Origin of the sequence: Brachybacterium alimentarium (assembly GCF_002332425.1) — a bacterium.
Lineage (GTDB): Bacteria > Actinomycetota > Actinomycetes > Actinomycetales > Dermabacteraceae > Brachybacterium > Brachybacterium alimentarium.
Genome location: NZ_NRGS01000033.1, coordinates 1 through 13,832, shown reverse-complemented (window position 1 = coordinate 13,832; position 13,832 = coordinate 1). Strand labels below are relative to the sequence as shown.

General features: G+C 70.4%; 13 protein-coding genes. All 13 read left to right on the top strand.

The features are described 5' to 3' along the window. The first annotated feature begins 10 nt into the window (after positions 1–10). The gene (gene crtI / locus CIK71_RS16080) at positions 11–1,711 is read left to right on the top strand and encodes a phytoene desaturase family protein (protein WP_096166697.1); all 1,701 of its coding nucleotides are present in this window, start codon (positions 11–13) and stop codon (positions 1,709–1,711) included. Continuing rightward, complete coding sequence (locus tag CIK71_RS16075; RefSeq protein WP_096166696.1) at positions 1,711–2,064, top strand: lycopene cyclase domain-containing protein; 354 nt, start codon at positions 1,711–1,713, stop codon at positions 2,062–2,064. The genes crtI and CIK71_RS16075 overlap by 1 nt, the downstream gene beginning before the upstream one ends. After that, on the top strand, positions 2,061–2,369 hold the full coding sequence (locus CIK71_RS16070) for a lycopene cyclase (RefSeq protein WP_096166695.1): 309 nt from the start codon (positions 2,061–2,063) through the stop codon (positions 2,367–2,369). The genes CIK71_RS16075 and CIK71_RS16070 overlap by 4 nt, the downstream gene beginning before the upstream one ends. Next, the gene (locus CIK71_RS16065) at positions 2,366–3,250 is read left to right on the top strand and encodes a prenyltransferase (protein WP_096166694.1); all 885 of its coding nucleotides are present in this window, start codon (positions 2,366–2,368) and stop codon (positions 3,248–3,250) included. Before CIK71_RS16070 ends, CIK71_RS16065 begins: the two co-directional genes overlap by 4 nt. 249 nt (positions 3,251–3,499) lie before the next feature. Next, on the top strand, positions 3,500–4,726 hold the full coding sequence (locus tag CIK71_RS16060) for a type III polyketide synthase (RefSeq protein ID WP_096166693.1): 1,227 nt from the start codon (positions 3,500–3,502) through the stop codon (positions 4,724–4,726). Then, positions 4,723–5,427 (top strand): class I SAM-dependent methyltransferase, encoded by a 705-nt coding sequence (locus tag CIK71_RS16055; protein WP_096166692.1) that lies wholly within the window; start codon positions 4,723–4,725, stop codon positions 5,425–5,427. Before CIK71_RS16060 ends, CIK71_RS16055 begins: the two co-directional genes overlap by 4 nt. Before the next feature lie 5 nt (positions 5,428–5,432). Beyond that, positions 5,433–6,866 (top strand): FAD-dependent oxidoreductase, encoded by a 1,434-nt coding sequence (locus tag CIK71_RS16050; protein ID WP_096166742.1) that lies wholly within the window; start codon positions 5,433–5,435, stop codon positions 6,864–6,866. 195 nt (positions 6,867–7,061) lie between these two features. Further along, positions 7,062–8,063 carry a LacI family DNA-binding transcriptional regulator gene (locus tag CIK71_RS16045; protein WP_176485673.1) on the top strand — a complete coding sequence of 334 codons (1,002 nt, stop codon included), beginning with the start codon at positions 7,062–7,064 and terminating at the stop codon, positions 8,061–8,063. 181 nt (positions 8,064–8,244) lie between these two features. Next, a complete protein-coding gene (locus tag CIK71_RS16040; protein WP_096166690.1) occupies positions 8,245–9,555 on the top strand; it encodes an ABC transporter substrate-binding protein in 1,311 nt (436 codons plus the stop codon). A gap of 73 nt (positions 9,556–9,628) precedes the next feature. Further along, on the top strand, positions 9,629–10,606 hold the full coding sequence (locus CIK71_RS16035) for a carbohydrate ABC transporter permease (RefSeq protein ID WP_096166689.1): 978 nt from the start codon (positions 9,629–9,631) through the stop codon (positions 10,604–10,606). Continuing rightward, positions 10,599–11,438 carry a carbohydrate ABC transporter permease gene (locus CIK71_RS16030; RefSeq protein WP_096166688.1) on the top strand — a complete coding sequence of 280 codons (840 nt, stop codon included), beginning with the start codon at positions 10,599–10,601 and terminating at the stop codon, positions 11,436–11,438. Before CIK71_RS16035 ends, CIK71_RS16030 begins: the two co-directional genes overlap by 8 nt. Before the next feature lie 32 nt (positions 11,439–11,470). After that, positions 11,471–12,217: a sugar phosphate isomerase/epimerase family protein gene (locus tag CIK71_RS16025; protein ID WP_096166687.1), complete on the top strand. Its 747-nt coding sequence runs from the start codon at positions 11,471–11,473 to the stop codon at positions 12,215–12,217. Between the two features lie 243 nt (positions 12,218–12,460). After that, entirely contained in the window at positions 12,461–13,576 is a 1,116-nt protein-coding gene (locus tag CIK71_RS16020; RefSeq protein WP_096166686.1) for a Gfo/Idh/MocA family protein, read from the top strand. Positions 13,577–13,832: the final 256 nt, after the last annotated feature.

Genomic DNA, 13,832 nt, shown 5'->3' with positions numbered 1-13,832 from the left:
ATCCGCGCACATGCCTCGCCCGGGGACCGACCCGACCGCCTCCCCCGCCGACGCTCCCGCCGATGCCTCCGCGGTCGTCGTGATCGGCGGCGGCATCTCGGGTCTCGCGACGGCGGCGCTGCTGGCTCACGACGGATGGAGCGTGGACCTGGTCGAGGCCCGCGACGAGCTCGGGGGCCGCGCCGGCTCCTGGGAGCAGGACGGGTTCCGCTTCGACACCGGACCCTCCTGGTACCTGATGCCCGAGGTCTTCGACCACTTCTTCCGTCTGCTCGGCACGTCCTCCGCCGAGCAGCTGGACCTGCGGCTCCTGGACCCGGGATACCGAGTGCTCTACGACGGCTACGAGGAACCGCTCGACGTCCACGCCTCCGCGGCCCGCAACGCCGATGCCTTCGAGCGGATCGAAGCGGGCGCGGGGCACCGGCTCGTGGAGTACCTCGATTCCGCCGCGACCACCTACGATCTGGCACTCGCGCACTTCCTGTACACCTCGTTCAGCGCACTGCGGGGGTCCCTCGATCCCGCCGTGATCGCGCGAGCGCCCCGACTGCTGACCCTGCTCCTCCAGCCACTCGAGACATTCGTCGCGCGACGCTTCCAGGATCCACGGCTGCGGCAGGTGCTCGGCTATCCGGCGGTGTTCCTGGGCTCCTCCCCGGACCGCACCCCGAGCATGTACCACCTGATGAGCGCCCTGGATCTGACGGGCGGTGTGCAGTACCCGCAGGGCGGGTTCGCCCGACTGATCGATGCCATCGTCGCTCTCGCCGAGCGCGAGGGCGTGCGCCTGCACACCGGCACCCGCGCGACCGAGATCCTCACGACGCAGCGGGACACGGCCGGGCACCGGCGGCGCCGATCGGGACCCGGGGCGCTTCGAGGCACCGACCTGCCGGCGCGCGACGCCGAGGTGCAGGGGGTCGAGGTGCGGACCGCCGACGGCGGCCACCGCACCCTCCGCGCCGACGTCGTCGTCGCCACCGCGGACCTCCACCACGTGGAGACCACTCTGCTGCCGCGCACGCTGCAGACGTATCCGGAGTCGTGGTGGCGCAGGCGCACCAGCGGCCCCGGCGCCGTGCTGGTGATGCTCGGCGTGCGCGGTCCGCTGCCGCAGCTGGAGCATCACACGCTGTTCTTCACCGAGGACTGGCGCGAGAACTTCGGGGCGATCCGCGCGGGCCGGGTCCCGTCGCCGGCCTCGACCTATGTCTGCCGGCCCTCGGCGACCGATCCCTCGGTCGCTCCTGCCGGTCACGAGAATCTGTTCGTGCTGGTGCCGGTGCCGTCGGACCCGTCGCTGGGTCACGGCGGCGTGGACGGCGCCGGCACCCCGGCCATCGAGCGCATCGCCGACGAGGCCATCGCCCGGATCGCCGAGCAGGCCGGGATCCCCGATCTCGACGAGCGCGTCGTCGTGCGCCGCACGGTGGGCCCCGCCGAGTTCTCCGAGGACCTCGGCGCCTGGCAGGGCAGCATGCTCGGCCCTGCCCACACGCTGCGGCAGAGCGCGTTCTTCCGCGCCGGCAACGCATCCCGCCGGGTGCGCGGGCTGCTCTACGCGGGCTCCAGCACCCTCCCGGGAATCGGACTGCCCATGTGCCTGATCAGCGCGGAGCTGGTCGCCAAGAGGCTGCGGGGCGACCGCTCGTCCGCGCCGCTGCCGGAACCGGCGGCCCGGACCGCTGGCGTCGGGGACGAGACCTGATGCCCGGGCTCTACCTCGCCGCGCTGCTGGTCCCGACGGGATGCATGGCGCTGCTGGACCGTCGCTTCCACCTCGTGCTGTGGAGGGCGCCGCGGCGCTCCGCCCTCGCCCTGGCGATCGGGATCGGGTTCTTCCTGCTCTGGGATCTCGCGGCGATCGCCTCCGGCCACTACCGCATGGGACAGAGCCCGGCGATGACGGGCGTCCATCTCGCCCCCGAGCTGCCTCTCGAGGAGCTCGTGTTCGTCAGCTTCCTCGCCTATACGACGCTCGTGCTGTGGGGCCTGCTCGATCTCGCAGCACGCCGTCGGCGCACGCACGGCGGGCCCCGGGGCGGACGGAGGGCACCATGACCTATGGCCTGCTCGCCGCCCTCTTCCTCCTGCCCCCGGTACTGGTGACGGTGCTCGCCGTCGTGGTGCGACGGCCCGGACCGCGCTGGTGGGCGATCACCGGTGCCACGATCACGGGGCTCCTGCTCCTCACGATCGTGTTCGACACCGCGATGATCGCGGCAGATCTGTTCCGCTACGACGAGGACCAGCTGAGCGGCGTGCTCATCGGGATCGTCCCCCTGGAGGACCTCGCCTGGCCGGTCGCCGCCGGACTGCTGCTGCCCTCGCTCGCCCTGCTGCTCGACTCTCCGGAGGACCGATGATCGCTGTGACTGATGCCCCCGGCGCCGTGCGCCAACTGGTCGGCTCGTCCCGTCCGCTGAGCTGGATCAACACCGCCTACCCCTTCGCGGCGGCGTACCTGCTGGCCGACGGCGGGATCACTCTCGCGCTGGTGCTCGGCACCGTGTTCTTCCTCGTGCCCTACAACCTGCTCATGTACGGCATCAACGACGTCTTCGATCACGAATCGGACCTGCGCAATGCGCGCAAGGGCGGCGTCGAGGGGATCGTGCTGGACCGACGCTGGCACGCGCTCACGCTGTGGTCCGCCGGCCTGCTCGCACTGCCCTTCGTGGTCGCTCTCGTGGTGCTCGGCTCGGTGGCCTCCACCCTCGTGCTCGCCGTGGTGCTGGCCGCGGTGGTCGGCTACTCCGCCCCGGGGATCCGCCTCAAGGAGCGGCCGGTGCTGGATTCGCTCACCTCGTCGACGCACTTCGTGGGCCCCGCTGCGGTGGGCCTCGCCCTGTCCGGCGCACCGCTCGGCGTCACCGCGTTCGCGGCGCTGGCGGCGTTCTTCCTCTGGGGCATGGCCTCGCACGCCTTCGGGGCCGTGCAGGACATCGTGCCCGACCGGGAGGCGAGGATCGGGTCGATCGCGACCGAGCTCGGAGCCCGCACGACGGTCCGCCTCGCGATCGCGCTGTACCTCGCCGCCGGACTGACCATGCTCCTCACCGGATGGCCCGCCGCTCTGGCCGGTCTGCTGGTCATCCCGTATGTCGCGAGCATCTGGGGGTACCGCTCGCTGCCCGATGCGCACGGCGACCGGGCCCATCCCGGATGGCGGCGCTTCCTGGTGCTGAACCTGCTGACCGGCTTCCTGCTCACCCAGCTGCTGATCTGGATCGTCCTGCGCGGCTGACCCTCGCACGTCGCACGTCGCACGTCGCCCGTCACCCGTCGCACCTCGCACCTCGCACCTCGCACCTCGCACCTCGACCCTCGACCCTCGACCCTCGACCCTCGACCGATCGGTCCCCTTCCGCCTCCGTCCCCTCCCGACGCGTCCCGCAGGCAGGTGGCCCGGCCGGGCACTGGTTCACGCCCTCCCAGGCGCACGCCCCTCGGCGCGACCCGTTGTGCGCCGGATGGCACGTCGAGACAATGAAGCATGACGGTCACACTGAGATCCTTGGAACTCGCGGTACCCAGCACGGAACTCGCCCAGCAGGAGCTGCGCGATGTCTTCCTCGCCCAGCCGAACCTGAGCCGGCTCGGGTCCCGCCTGGTCACCTCCGCTTTCGACAACTCCGGGATCGAGCGCCGCTACTCCGCACTCACCGAATGGGGAGAGGGAGCAGCCGACGAGGACCCGGTGTTCTTCGATGCCGGCACCCACGACTTCCTGAACCCGACGACCGGTGCCCGCAACGAGGTCTTCGCCCGCGAGGCCACCGAGCTCTACGTGCGCACCGCGGAGGCCGCGCTGGAGGGCTGCGAGGGTCTCGAGGCGGCGGACGTCACGCACGTCATCACCGTCTCCTGCACCGGGTTCTTCGCCCCCGGCCCCGACTACCGCATCGTGCGGGCCCTGGGTCTGAACCCCTCGGTGCAGCGTTACCACCTGGGCTTCATGGGCTGCTACGCGGCGCTTCCCGCCCTGCGCCAGGCCCAGACCATCTGCCGGGCGGACCCCGACGCCGTGGTACTGGTGGCGACCGTCGAGCTGTGCACTTTGCACGTGCGCACCTCGAACGACCCGGACACCATCGTCGGCTCGTCCCTGTTCGCCGACGGCGCCGCGGCCGCCGTGGTCACCGGCCGCGATCTCCCCTCGGACCGTCCGGTGCTCACGCTGGACCACTTCGAGACCGTCCTGACCCCGGTCGGCGAGGAAGCGATGGCCTGGAACATCGGCGATCACGGGTTCGAGATGGTGCTGGGCACCTACGTGCCCCACATCATCGATGACCACATCACGGACGCCCTGGAGCCCCTCCTCGCGCACGAGCCGTCCCTGGCCACGCGACCCCACGCCGAGATCGAGCAGTGGGCGATCCACCCGGGCGGCCGCAGCATCCTGGACAAGGTCGAGGCGCGCCTGGGGCTGAGCACCGAGCAGCTGCTGCCGGCCCGCGACACGTTGCGCGATTACGGGAACATGAGCAGTGCGACCGTGATGTTCGTGCTCAAGCACATCCTCGAGGGCGGTGCGGCCGACGCCGACGCCGATGAGCGCGTCTGCGCGATGGCCTTCGGGCCGGGACTGACCGTCGAGACCGCCCTGATGACCAGGGTTCCCGGCAGCCCGCGCGGGGCCGGTCGGCGCACCGTCTCGCCAGCGGCCCTGCGGATCGCCCCGGTGGGGCCGGCCGCCGCCACCGCGGCGGATCGGTGATCCTCCCGTCCCTGGCCCATCGGGACCGCGACGCGCGAGAGTGGATGGATGACCCGGGCTGTGATCGCGAGACCCTGGACCGCACCTATTCCCAGTTCCGGGTGGTCAATGCCCTGGTCGCCGGGTGGCATGCGACCTATCGACGGCATCTGCGCCCGGTGCTGCCCCGTGACCGACCGGCCACGGTGCTCGACATCGGGTGCGGCGGCGGGGACGTGGCCCGGAACCTGATCCGCTGGGCCCGGCGCGACGGATTCTCCCTGCAGATCACCGCCATCGATCCGGACCCGCGGGCACTCGCCTGGGCACGACGTCGGCCGCCGGTGCCCGAGCTCACGTTCCGTCCCGCGCTGAGCCGCGAGCTGGTCGACGAAGGCCGCTCCTTCGACCTCGTGCTCTCCAACCACCTGCTCCACCATCTCGACGAGCAGCAGTTCCCCGCGCTGCTGGCGGACTCTCAGCAGCTCGCGAGGGTCCGTGCGGTGCACAGCGACATCCGGCGCGAGCGCTGGGGCTACCTGCTCTTCTCCGCCGGGACCAGACCGTTCTTCCGCCGCTCGTTCATCCGGGAGGACGGGCTGATCTCGATCCGCCGCAGCTACACCGTTCCCGAGCTGCGGGCTGCCGTCCCGCCCACCTGGCGCGTCGCACCGCAGCGCCCCTCGCGAGCCCTGCTGATCCACGATCCGGATCCACGGTGAGCCGCATGCTGACCGATGCTGCTGACAGCCTCGGCCGGTCGTGCGAGGTCCTGATCGTCGGCGGCGGCCCCACCGGACTCCTGCTGGCGATCCTGCTGCGGCAGCGGGGCGTGGAGGCCGTGGTGCTGGAGCGCCGGCAACGGCCCGGGGCCCATTCCCGCGCCATCGGCCTGCATCCCCCGGCGCTCGACGCACTGCAGGCCGTGGGCCTCGAGGAGATCGCTCTGGCCCGAGGCGCGCGGATCGCGCACGGCACCGCACGTCGCCACGGCAGCAGCACCAGCCACCACCGCGAGCACGACCAGGACCGAGGCCAGTACCGGGGTCGGGAGCACGAGCACGAGCACGAGCACAGTCTGGGCTGGCTGAGCTTCGAGCGCTCCTGGCCTGCGCGCCCCTTCGTGCTCTCGCTCCCGCAGAGTCTCACCGAGGAGCTGCTGGCCTCGCGGCTCGCGGAGCTGGCGCCCGATGCCCTGCGCCACGGCGAGGACGTGGTCGGCCTCGAGGACGCGCCCACCGGCATGCGAGTGTGGACCCGTTCGAGCCGGAGCGACGGCACGGACGCGACCGCGGCCCGTGCCCGCGTCACGAGATGGCACGCATCGGTGCTGGTCGGGGCGGACGGCAGCCACAGCACGGTCCGTGCCCTGGCGGGTGTGGAGACCGCGCTGCGCACCTACCCGGACACCTACCTCATGGGCGACGTCGCCGACCCCGCACCTCCCGGACGCTCCGAAGGCCACGGACGCAGCCAAGACCACGGACGCAGCGAAGGCAGTGCCCGCACCGCGGACCCGCCGGGCACCGGACCGCCCGTCGGGACCTCGAGCACCGCCACGATCCACCTCGGCCCCGACGGCGTCGTGGAGTCCTTCCCCCTTCCCGACGGGCGACGGCGATGGGTCGCGCACACCGGGACCGCTCCCTCGGCCTCCTCCGCGGAGGACCTCGCCGCCCTGGTCAGAGCCCGGACCGGGCAGCGGATCGACCCCCTGACCTGTTCCATGGTCAGCGCCTTCACCGTCCGCCGACGGACCGTCCGGACGATGCTGAGCGGCCGCCTGGTGCTGATCGGGGATGCCGCCCACGAGATCAGCCCCATCGGCGGTCAGGGCATCACCCTGGGGTGGCTCGACGCACTGGCCCTGGCGCCGCTGCTCGAGCAGGTCATCACCCGGGACCTGCGCCATCGACTGGAGGACATGCCGCTGCTGCGGGAGGCCGCGCGTCGTCGTCTTCGTGCGGCACGCCTCGCCAGCCGACTCGCCGAGCTGAACATGGTGCTCGGCCGGCCCCGGTCCGGACCGCTCGCCCGCGGACGGGACGCCGTGATCCGTGCCGTCTTGAGATCACCGCTGCGACACCGCTTGGCCTGGGCGTATGCCATGGGCTGGGCCGTACGGGGACGTCCCGCAGCACTCCCTCGGCGTCGCGCGTAGCACGGCGCTCGCAGAGCCCGTGAGCGGACCTGCGCACGAACCCGTGCCCGAAGCTGCGCAGATCCGGGACCTATCATGTGCGCATCCACCCGCCTCGCCCGCCCGCGGCGATGCGGCGGTGGAGCCCCCTTCCCCGGCGTCATCGCCACCCAGACCCGGAAGCAGCTCATGACGCGGAAACCCTCCCGACCGACCGTGGCCACGATCGCTCGCGATCTCGGCATCTCGCCCGCGACGGTGAGCTATGCCCTGAACGACAAGCCCGGCGTGAGCGCGGCGATGCGCGAGCGAGTGGTCGGGCATGCTCAGGAGGTGGGCTGGACCCCGCACTCCGGCGCGCAGGCACTGCGTCGCGGCCGCAGCGGGAACATCGGGCTGGTCCTGGTCAGGGACCCGGAGGAGGTCTCCCGCGAGCCGTTCTACTCCGCCGTGACGGCCGGGATCGAGTCCTCCACCTCGGTGCACGGCTACGAGCTGATGATCCGCTTCGTGCGCGGCGGGGCCGACGCGGAGAGCGACGTCTTCCGCACCTGGTCCCATCAGCGTCGGGTGGACGGCGTCGTGCTCCTGGACCTCGCCGAGGACGACCACCGGCCCGCCGTGCTCGAGGCGCTGACCATGGACTTCGCCGTGCTCGGCCACTACAGCGGCCCGGAGTCGTTCGCGAAGGTCATGACCGCCGAGGCCGACGACGCCAGGACCGTGGTCGAGCACATCATCGAACGCGGTTACGACGGCTGCATCCAGCTCACCGGACCCGCGCAGTACGCCCACGAGCGCCGCCGTCTCGAACTGCTGCGCAGCCTGTGCCAGGAGTACCGGATCCCCCATTCCACAGCGTCGGGCCCGTACACGATCGACTCCGGGCTCGCCGCCTTCGAGGCCTCTGACCTGCTGCTCAGCAGTCGGCCGGCCGTGGTCGCCTCGAGCGATCTGATCGCGATCGGCGCGCTGCGCGGGGCCCAGCGTCGGGGCGTCGCGGTGCCGGAGCAGCTCGGGCTGGTCAGCTGGGACGACTCGCTGATCGCCGAGCTCACCGTCCCCTCGGTCACCGCGCTGGCGCGCCGGCCGTTCGAGATGGGACGGCTCGCCGGGGACCTCCTGGTGCGCCAGATCGAGGACGCCGGCACCCCGCGCACCGAGCTTCAGGTGGAGCCGGCCTCGCTGATCATCCGGGAGTCCACCGGCGGCCTCTGAGAACGTGACCGCTCCGTGACTCAATCCCGTTGACACCCGGCTCTCCATCGAGCCATACTCACCGAATCGATTAAGTTCGAATCGATTAAGCAGCTCTGCCGCGCGTCGCTCCCCTGCGGAGCCCGCGCATCTCCCGTTCCCTCGACGGCGCACCGATGATGGCGCGCCAAGGAGTCTTCCGATGCGACGTCGCACTCTTCTGACCGCTGCCCCCCTCGCCGCTGTGGGCCTGACCGGCCTCGCCGCCTGCGGCTCCGATTCGGGTTCCGGCGGCTCGAACAAGAGCCCGGACAAGCTCACCTACTGGGCCTCCAACCAGGGCACCAGCCTCGAGAACGACAAGGAGGTGCTGACCCCGGTCCTGGAGAAGTTCACCGAGGACACCGGTATCGAGGTGGATCTCGAGGTCATCGGCTGGGCCGATCTGCAGACCCGCATCCAGACCGCCATCACCTCCGGCCAGGGGCCCGACGTGGTCAACATCGGCAACACCTGGGGCGTCAGCCTCCAGGCGACCGGTGGCCTCCTGGAGCTGGGCGACGAGCAGTTCGAAGCCCTCGGCGGTCGCGACCGCTACGTCCCCGCGGCGCTGGCCACCGGCGGCGCGGAGGGCACCGATCCCACCTCGATCCCTCTGTATGGGCTCGCCTACGGCATGTACTACAACGTGCAGATGTTCGAGGACGCCGGCATCGAGCCGCCCACCACGTGGGAGGAGATGGTCGAGGCCGCCAAGGCGCTGACCGACGAGGACGAGGGCGTGTACGGCATGTCCCTGGCAGCCGGCTCCTACACGGAGAACAACCATTTCGCGTTCATCAACGCCACGCAGAACGGTGCTGCGCTGAACACCGAGGACGGCAAGCCCTCCTTCACCGAGGACGGCGTGGTCGACGGCATCATGCGCTATCTCGACCTCATGCAGGAGCACAAGGTCGTCAACCCCTCCAACGCGCAGTTCGACAACGGCACCAAGTCGGTCACGGCCTTCGCGAACGGCGAGGCGGCGATGATCATCAACCAGAACAACGCCAACGCCACGATCGAGGACAACGGCATGGACCCGGAGCAGTTCGCGGCGATCCCCTTCCCCGCCCCGGCCGATGCCGTCAGCGACTGCGCCTCGCACCTCGCGGGCATCAACCTCGCGATCATGAAGGACACCGAGAACGTCGACGGCTCCCTGAAGTTCCTGAACTACATGACCTCCGACGAGACGCAGTCGGAGCTGGGCAAGCCCTTCGCCTCGCTGCCCGTGCTGGTGGACGGGAAGCCCACCTTCACCGATGACACCGAGCAGGCGGAGATGTTCATGGAGGTCTACGGCGAGCGCGCCGAGCCGCTGCCGCTGGTGCCGTGGGAGGACCAGTTCGAGACCTCCGTCGGCCAGGCCATGAACAACATGTTCGCGACCATCGCCACCGGCGGCAAGGTCACCCGCGACGACGTCATGACCGCCATGCAGACCGCGCAGGACTCGATCCGCGCCTGAGGGTGCGTCCGGCCGACGGGGGCTCAGCCCCCGTCGGCCCTCGTGCGCCCGCCATTTCGACGAGAAGAGCCACATGACCAGCCTGACCGCCCCGGAGGGCACCGCGACGCCCCCGAAGCGTCCCGATCGGCCGACGCCGCGGCGCCCGCGCCATCACCTGTTCCCGTACTTGATCATCGCGCCGGCGGTGCTGCTCGAGCTGCTGATCCACATCATCCCGATGGCCACCGGGTTCTGGATGAGCTTCATCGAGCTCACCAAGTTCTTCATCCGGCGCTGGACGGAAGCACCCTTCTCGGGCCTGGAGAACTACCGGATCGCGGTCGACCTGAACACTCCCGTCGGCCAGGAGCTGCTGAACTCCTTCGTCGTGACGCTCGCGTTCACCGCGCTGGTGGTGGGCCTCAGCTGGGGGCTCGGCATGGCCGCAGCCGTCGCGCTGCAGCGTCCCTTCGCCGGCCGTGGCATCTTCCGCACCCTGTTCCTGATCCCCTACGCGCTGCCCCTGTACGCCGCGGTGATCACCTGGAACTTCATGCTCCAGCGGGACACCGGCGCCGTGAACCACGTGCTCGTGGACCAGCTGGGCCTGCTCGACGGCGCCCCGTTCTGGCTGATCGGCGACAACGCCTTCATCTCGGTGGTCGTCGTCGCGATCTGGCGCATGTGGCCGTTCGCGTTCCTCATGTTCATGGCCGGCCTGCAGTCGATCCCCGGTGAGCTCTACGAGGCCTCCGCGGTGGACGGCGCCAGTCCGATGCGCCAGTGGCGCTCGGTGACCCTGCCGATGCTGGCCCCGGTCAACCAGACCCTGCTGCTGGTGATGTTCCTGTGGGTCTTCAACGACTTCAACACCCCGTACGTGCTGTTCGGGACCGCCCAGCCTCCGGCCGGCGACCTGATCAGCTTCCACATCTACAACGCCTCGTTCCTGTCCTGGGACTTCGGAGTGGGCAGCGCGATGAGCGTGCTCCTGCTGCTGTTCCTGCTGGTCGTGTCGCTGGTGTACCTCTACTTCACCCAGTGGAAGAAGGAGAAGAACAATGCGTGAGACCGTCGGGGAGAAGATCTTCCGCATCATCGTGCTGGCCGGCCTCACCGTGTTCGTCGCGGTGCCGCTGTACGTCATGGTCACCACCTCGCTCAAGCCCCTGGGCGACGTGCAGGCCGGGTTCTCCTGGATTCCCAGCAGACTCACCATCACCCCGTTCATCGAGATGTGGTCGACGGTGCCGCTGGCGAAGTACTTCATGAACTCGCTGATCGTCACCACCGTCGCGACGCTGTTCAGCGTGGGCGTGGCGACGCTCGCCGCCTATGCGGTCTCGCGCTGGCGCTTCCGCGGCCGTGGTCCGTTCATGACCACCGTGCTGTCCACCCAGATGTTCCCCGGTGTGCTGTTCCTGCTGCCGCTGTACCTGATCTTCGTGAACATCGACGCCACCTTCGGGGTGCCGCTGGTGGGCACGCGCATCGGCCTGATCATCACCTACCTGACGTTCTCGCTGCCCTTCGCGATCTGGATGCTGGTGGGCTACTTCGACGGGATCCCCCGGGAGCTCGACCAGGCCGGCAAGGTCGACGGCGCCAGCAACCTCACCATCCTGCTGCGCATCATCCTGCCTGCGGCCCGGCCCGGCATCGTCGCCGTCGCGATCTACGCGTTCATGACGGCCTGGGGCGAAGTGCTGTTCGCCTCCGTGCTCACCACGGAGGAGACCCGCACCCTCGCCGTCGGGCTGCGGCAGTACGCCACGCAGACCAACGTCTACTGGAACCAGGTCCTCGCCGCCTCGCTGGCGGTGTCGATCCCGGTGGTCGTCGGCTTCCTCATGATGCAGAAGAACTTCGTCGCGGGCCTCACCGCCGGCGCCGTGAAGTGACCTCGATCCACCACTCCCGCTGAAGGACACCCATGCAGTTCTCCGTCCAGATGTACAGCGTCCGCGAGACGCTCGCCTCCGACTTCCAGGGCACCGTGTCGCGCCTGGTCGACCTCGGGCTCACCCACGCCGAGCCGTACCACCTCGTCGAGTTCCGCGAGGAGCTGGTGCGTGCCCGCGAGCAGTTCGCGATCGATTTCCCCAGCGCCCACCAGTCCTTCCTCGGCGACGTCGACTTCGACGAGATCCTCGAGGCCGCCCAGGCCGTCGGCGTGCAGTACCTCGTGGACCCGCACTGGAAGCCCGAGGACTGGACCGATGCGGCGGCGGTGCGCGAGCTGGCCGCGACGCTGAACGCGCGCGCCGCGTCGGCCGCCGAGGCGGGCCTCCGCGTCGGCTATCACAACCACCAGTTCGAGCTGGAGTCCCGTCTGGAGGGCCGCAGCGCTCTGGAGCTGTTCGCCGACGAGCTGGACCCGCAGGTCATCCTCGAGGTCGACACCTACTGGGCTGCCGTGGGCGGCGCCGATGTCCCCTCCCTGCTGGACGCCCTCGGCGACCGCGTGCAGCTGGTCCACCTCAAGGACGGCGACCTCTCGGCGGACCCTGCAGCGCAGCTGCCGCTGGGCGAGGGGAAGATGCCGCTCGCCCAGACTCTGGATGCCTCTGCGAAGGCGGCCTTCGGCGTGATCGAGTTCGACGCGTACGCAGGAGACATGTTCGAGGGCATCGCTGCCTCGCTCGCCTATCTGAACAGGACGGTCGACACGGCGGCCTGACTCCCGGCGGCCATCTCCTCGGTCCCACCCGCACGACATCCACGCTCGCTCGACATCCGCTCCCGCACGCGCGTCCGCTCCCGGGCTCGCGCGCCACGCACTCCGCAGCTCCCAGCACCCAGAACCCAGAACCCGCATTCCGCACCCAGTACTCGTACCCCGCACCCGTACCCGCACCCCGTACCCCGTACTCCGCACTCCGCACTCCGCACTCCGCACTCCGCACGACAAAGGATCTTCTTCATGACCGCTCAGAACGCGACCGGCCCCGTCGGCGTCGGCATCATCGGTGCCGGCACCATCTCCGGCCAGTACCTCGAGAACCTCACCTCCTTCCCGGACGTGACGGTGCACATCATCGGCGACCTCTACCCCGAGGCCGCCGCGAAGCGCGCCGAGGAGTTCGGTATCCCCGACTCCGGGACCACCCAGGACGTGCTGGACCACCCGGACGTCGAGATCGTCATCAACCTGACGATCCCCACTGCGCATGCCGAGGTCTCCCAGGCCATCGTCGCCGCGGGCAAGCACGTGTGGACCGAGAAGCCGATCACCACCGCTCCGGCCGACGCGAAGGCCCTGCTCGACGCGGCCGACGCAGCCGGCGTGCGCGTGGGCGGCGCCCCGGACACCGTGCTCGGTGCAGGCATCCAGACCGGTCTGCGCACTCTGCGCGACGGCTCGATCGGCACGCCGGCCAGCGCCCTGACCCTGTTCCAGTCCCCCGGTCCCGAGAGCTGGCACCCCAACCCCGCCTTCCTGTTCCAGGAGGGTGCCGGGCCGCTGTACGACATCGCGCCGTACTACACCACCACGCTCGTCCTCGCCCTCGGCCCGGTCAGCGCGGTCAGCGCCGTGGGCTCCAAGGCTCGCGAGCAGCGCACCATCGGCTCGGGCCCCAAGGCCGGCGAGGTCTTCGACGTCACCGTGCCCACCCAGGTCGCAGCGCTGCTGCGCTTCGAGTCGGGCCAGAACGCGACCGTGCTGCTGAGCTTCGACTCCCCGCACACGCGCACCGGCTTCGTCGAGGTCTACGGCACCGAGGCCACCCTCGCGTTCCCGGATCCCAACGTCTTCGACGGCGACTCGGCCCTCACCGCATACCGCGGCGAAGAGCCCACGCCGGTCCCCGCCACCGGCGCCACCACCGGCCGCGGCCTGGGCGTGCTGGAGATGGCCCGCGCGATCCGCGCCGGCGTCCCGCATCGCGCCCAGGGCGAGATCGCCGCGCATGTCCTGGACGTCATGGTGGCCATCGAGACCGCGATCTCCGAGGGCTCGATCGTGGACATCAGCTCCACCTTCGCCGAGGTCGAGCCCATGCCGGCCGACTTCGACCCCTTCGCCACCACCCTCTGACCCTGCGCGGGCGGGGCAGCGCACCGCAGGCCCCGCCGCGCTCGCTGGGCTCAGCCCACCTCAGCCAGCTCAGCTCACTTCGGCTCGGCCCGGCTCAGCCCAGCTCACTTCGGCTCGGCCCGGCTCAGCCCAGCTCACTTCGGCTCGGCCCGGCTCAGCTCAGCCCAGCTCGGCTCAGCTCAGCGTTGAGTTTTGTCCCTCCAGGACCGATGTCAGCCACGACATCGGTCCTGGACCCTCTTTGCCAGGCTGATTG

Excerpts from the sequence above, each read along its gene's own strand:
- CIK71_RS16075 (WP_096166696.1), top strand. The coding sequence starts at position 1,711 with ATGCCCGGGCTCTACCTCGCCGCGCTGCTGGTCCCGACGGGATGCATG.
- crtI (WP_096166697.1), top strand. The coding sequence starts at position 11 with ATGCCTCGCCCGGGGACCGACCCGACCGCCTCCCCCGCCGACGCTCCC.
- CIK71_RS16050 (WP_096166742.1), top strand. The coding sequence starts at position 5,433 with ATGCTGACCGATGCTGCTGACAGCCTCGGCCGGTCGTGCGAGGTCCTG.
- CIK71_RS16030 (WP_096166688.1), top strand. The coding sequence starts at position 10,599 with ATGCGTGAGACCGTCGGGGAGAAGATCTTCCGCATCATCGTGCTGGCC.
- CIK71_RS16040 (WP_096166690.1), top strand. The coding sequence starts at position 8,245 with ATGCGACGTCGCACTCTTCTGACCGCTGCCCCCCTCGCCGCTGTGGGC.
- CIK71_RS16025 (WP_096166687.1), top strand. The coding sequence starts at position 11,471 with ATGCAGTTCTCCGTCCAGATGTACAGCGTCCGCGAGACGCTCGCCTCC.
- CIK71_RS16020 (WP_096166686.1), top strand. The coding sequence starts at position 12,461 with ATGACCGCTCAGAACGCGACCGGCCCCGTCGGCGTCGGCATCATCGGT.
- CIK71_RS16070 (WP_096166695.1), top strand. The coding sequence starts at position 2,061 with ATGACCTATGGCCTGCTCGCCGCCCTCTTCCTCCTGCCCCCGGTACTG.
- CIK71_RS16065 (WP_096166694.1), top strand. The coding sequence starts at position 2,366 with ATGATCGCTGTGACTGATGCCCCCGGCGCCGTGCGCCAACTGGTCGGC.
- CIK71_RS16035 (WP_096166689.1), top strand. The coding sequence starts at position 9,629 with ATGACCAGCCTGACCGCCCCGGAGGGCACCGCGACGCCCCCGAAGCGT.
- CIK71_RS16060 (WP_096166693.1), top strand. The coding sequence starts at position 3,500 with ATGACGGTCACACTGAGATCCTTGGAACTCGCGGTACCCAGCACGGAA.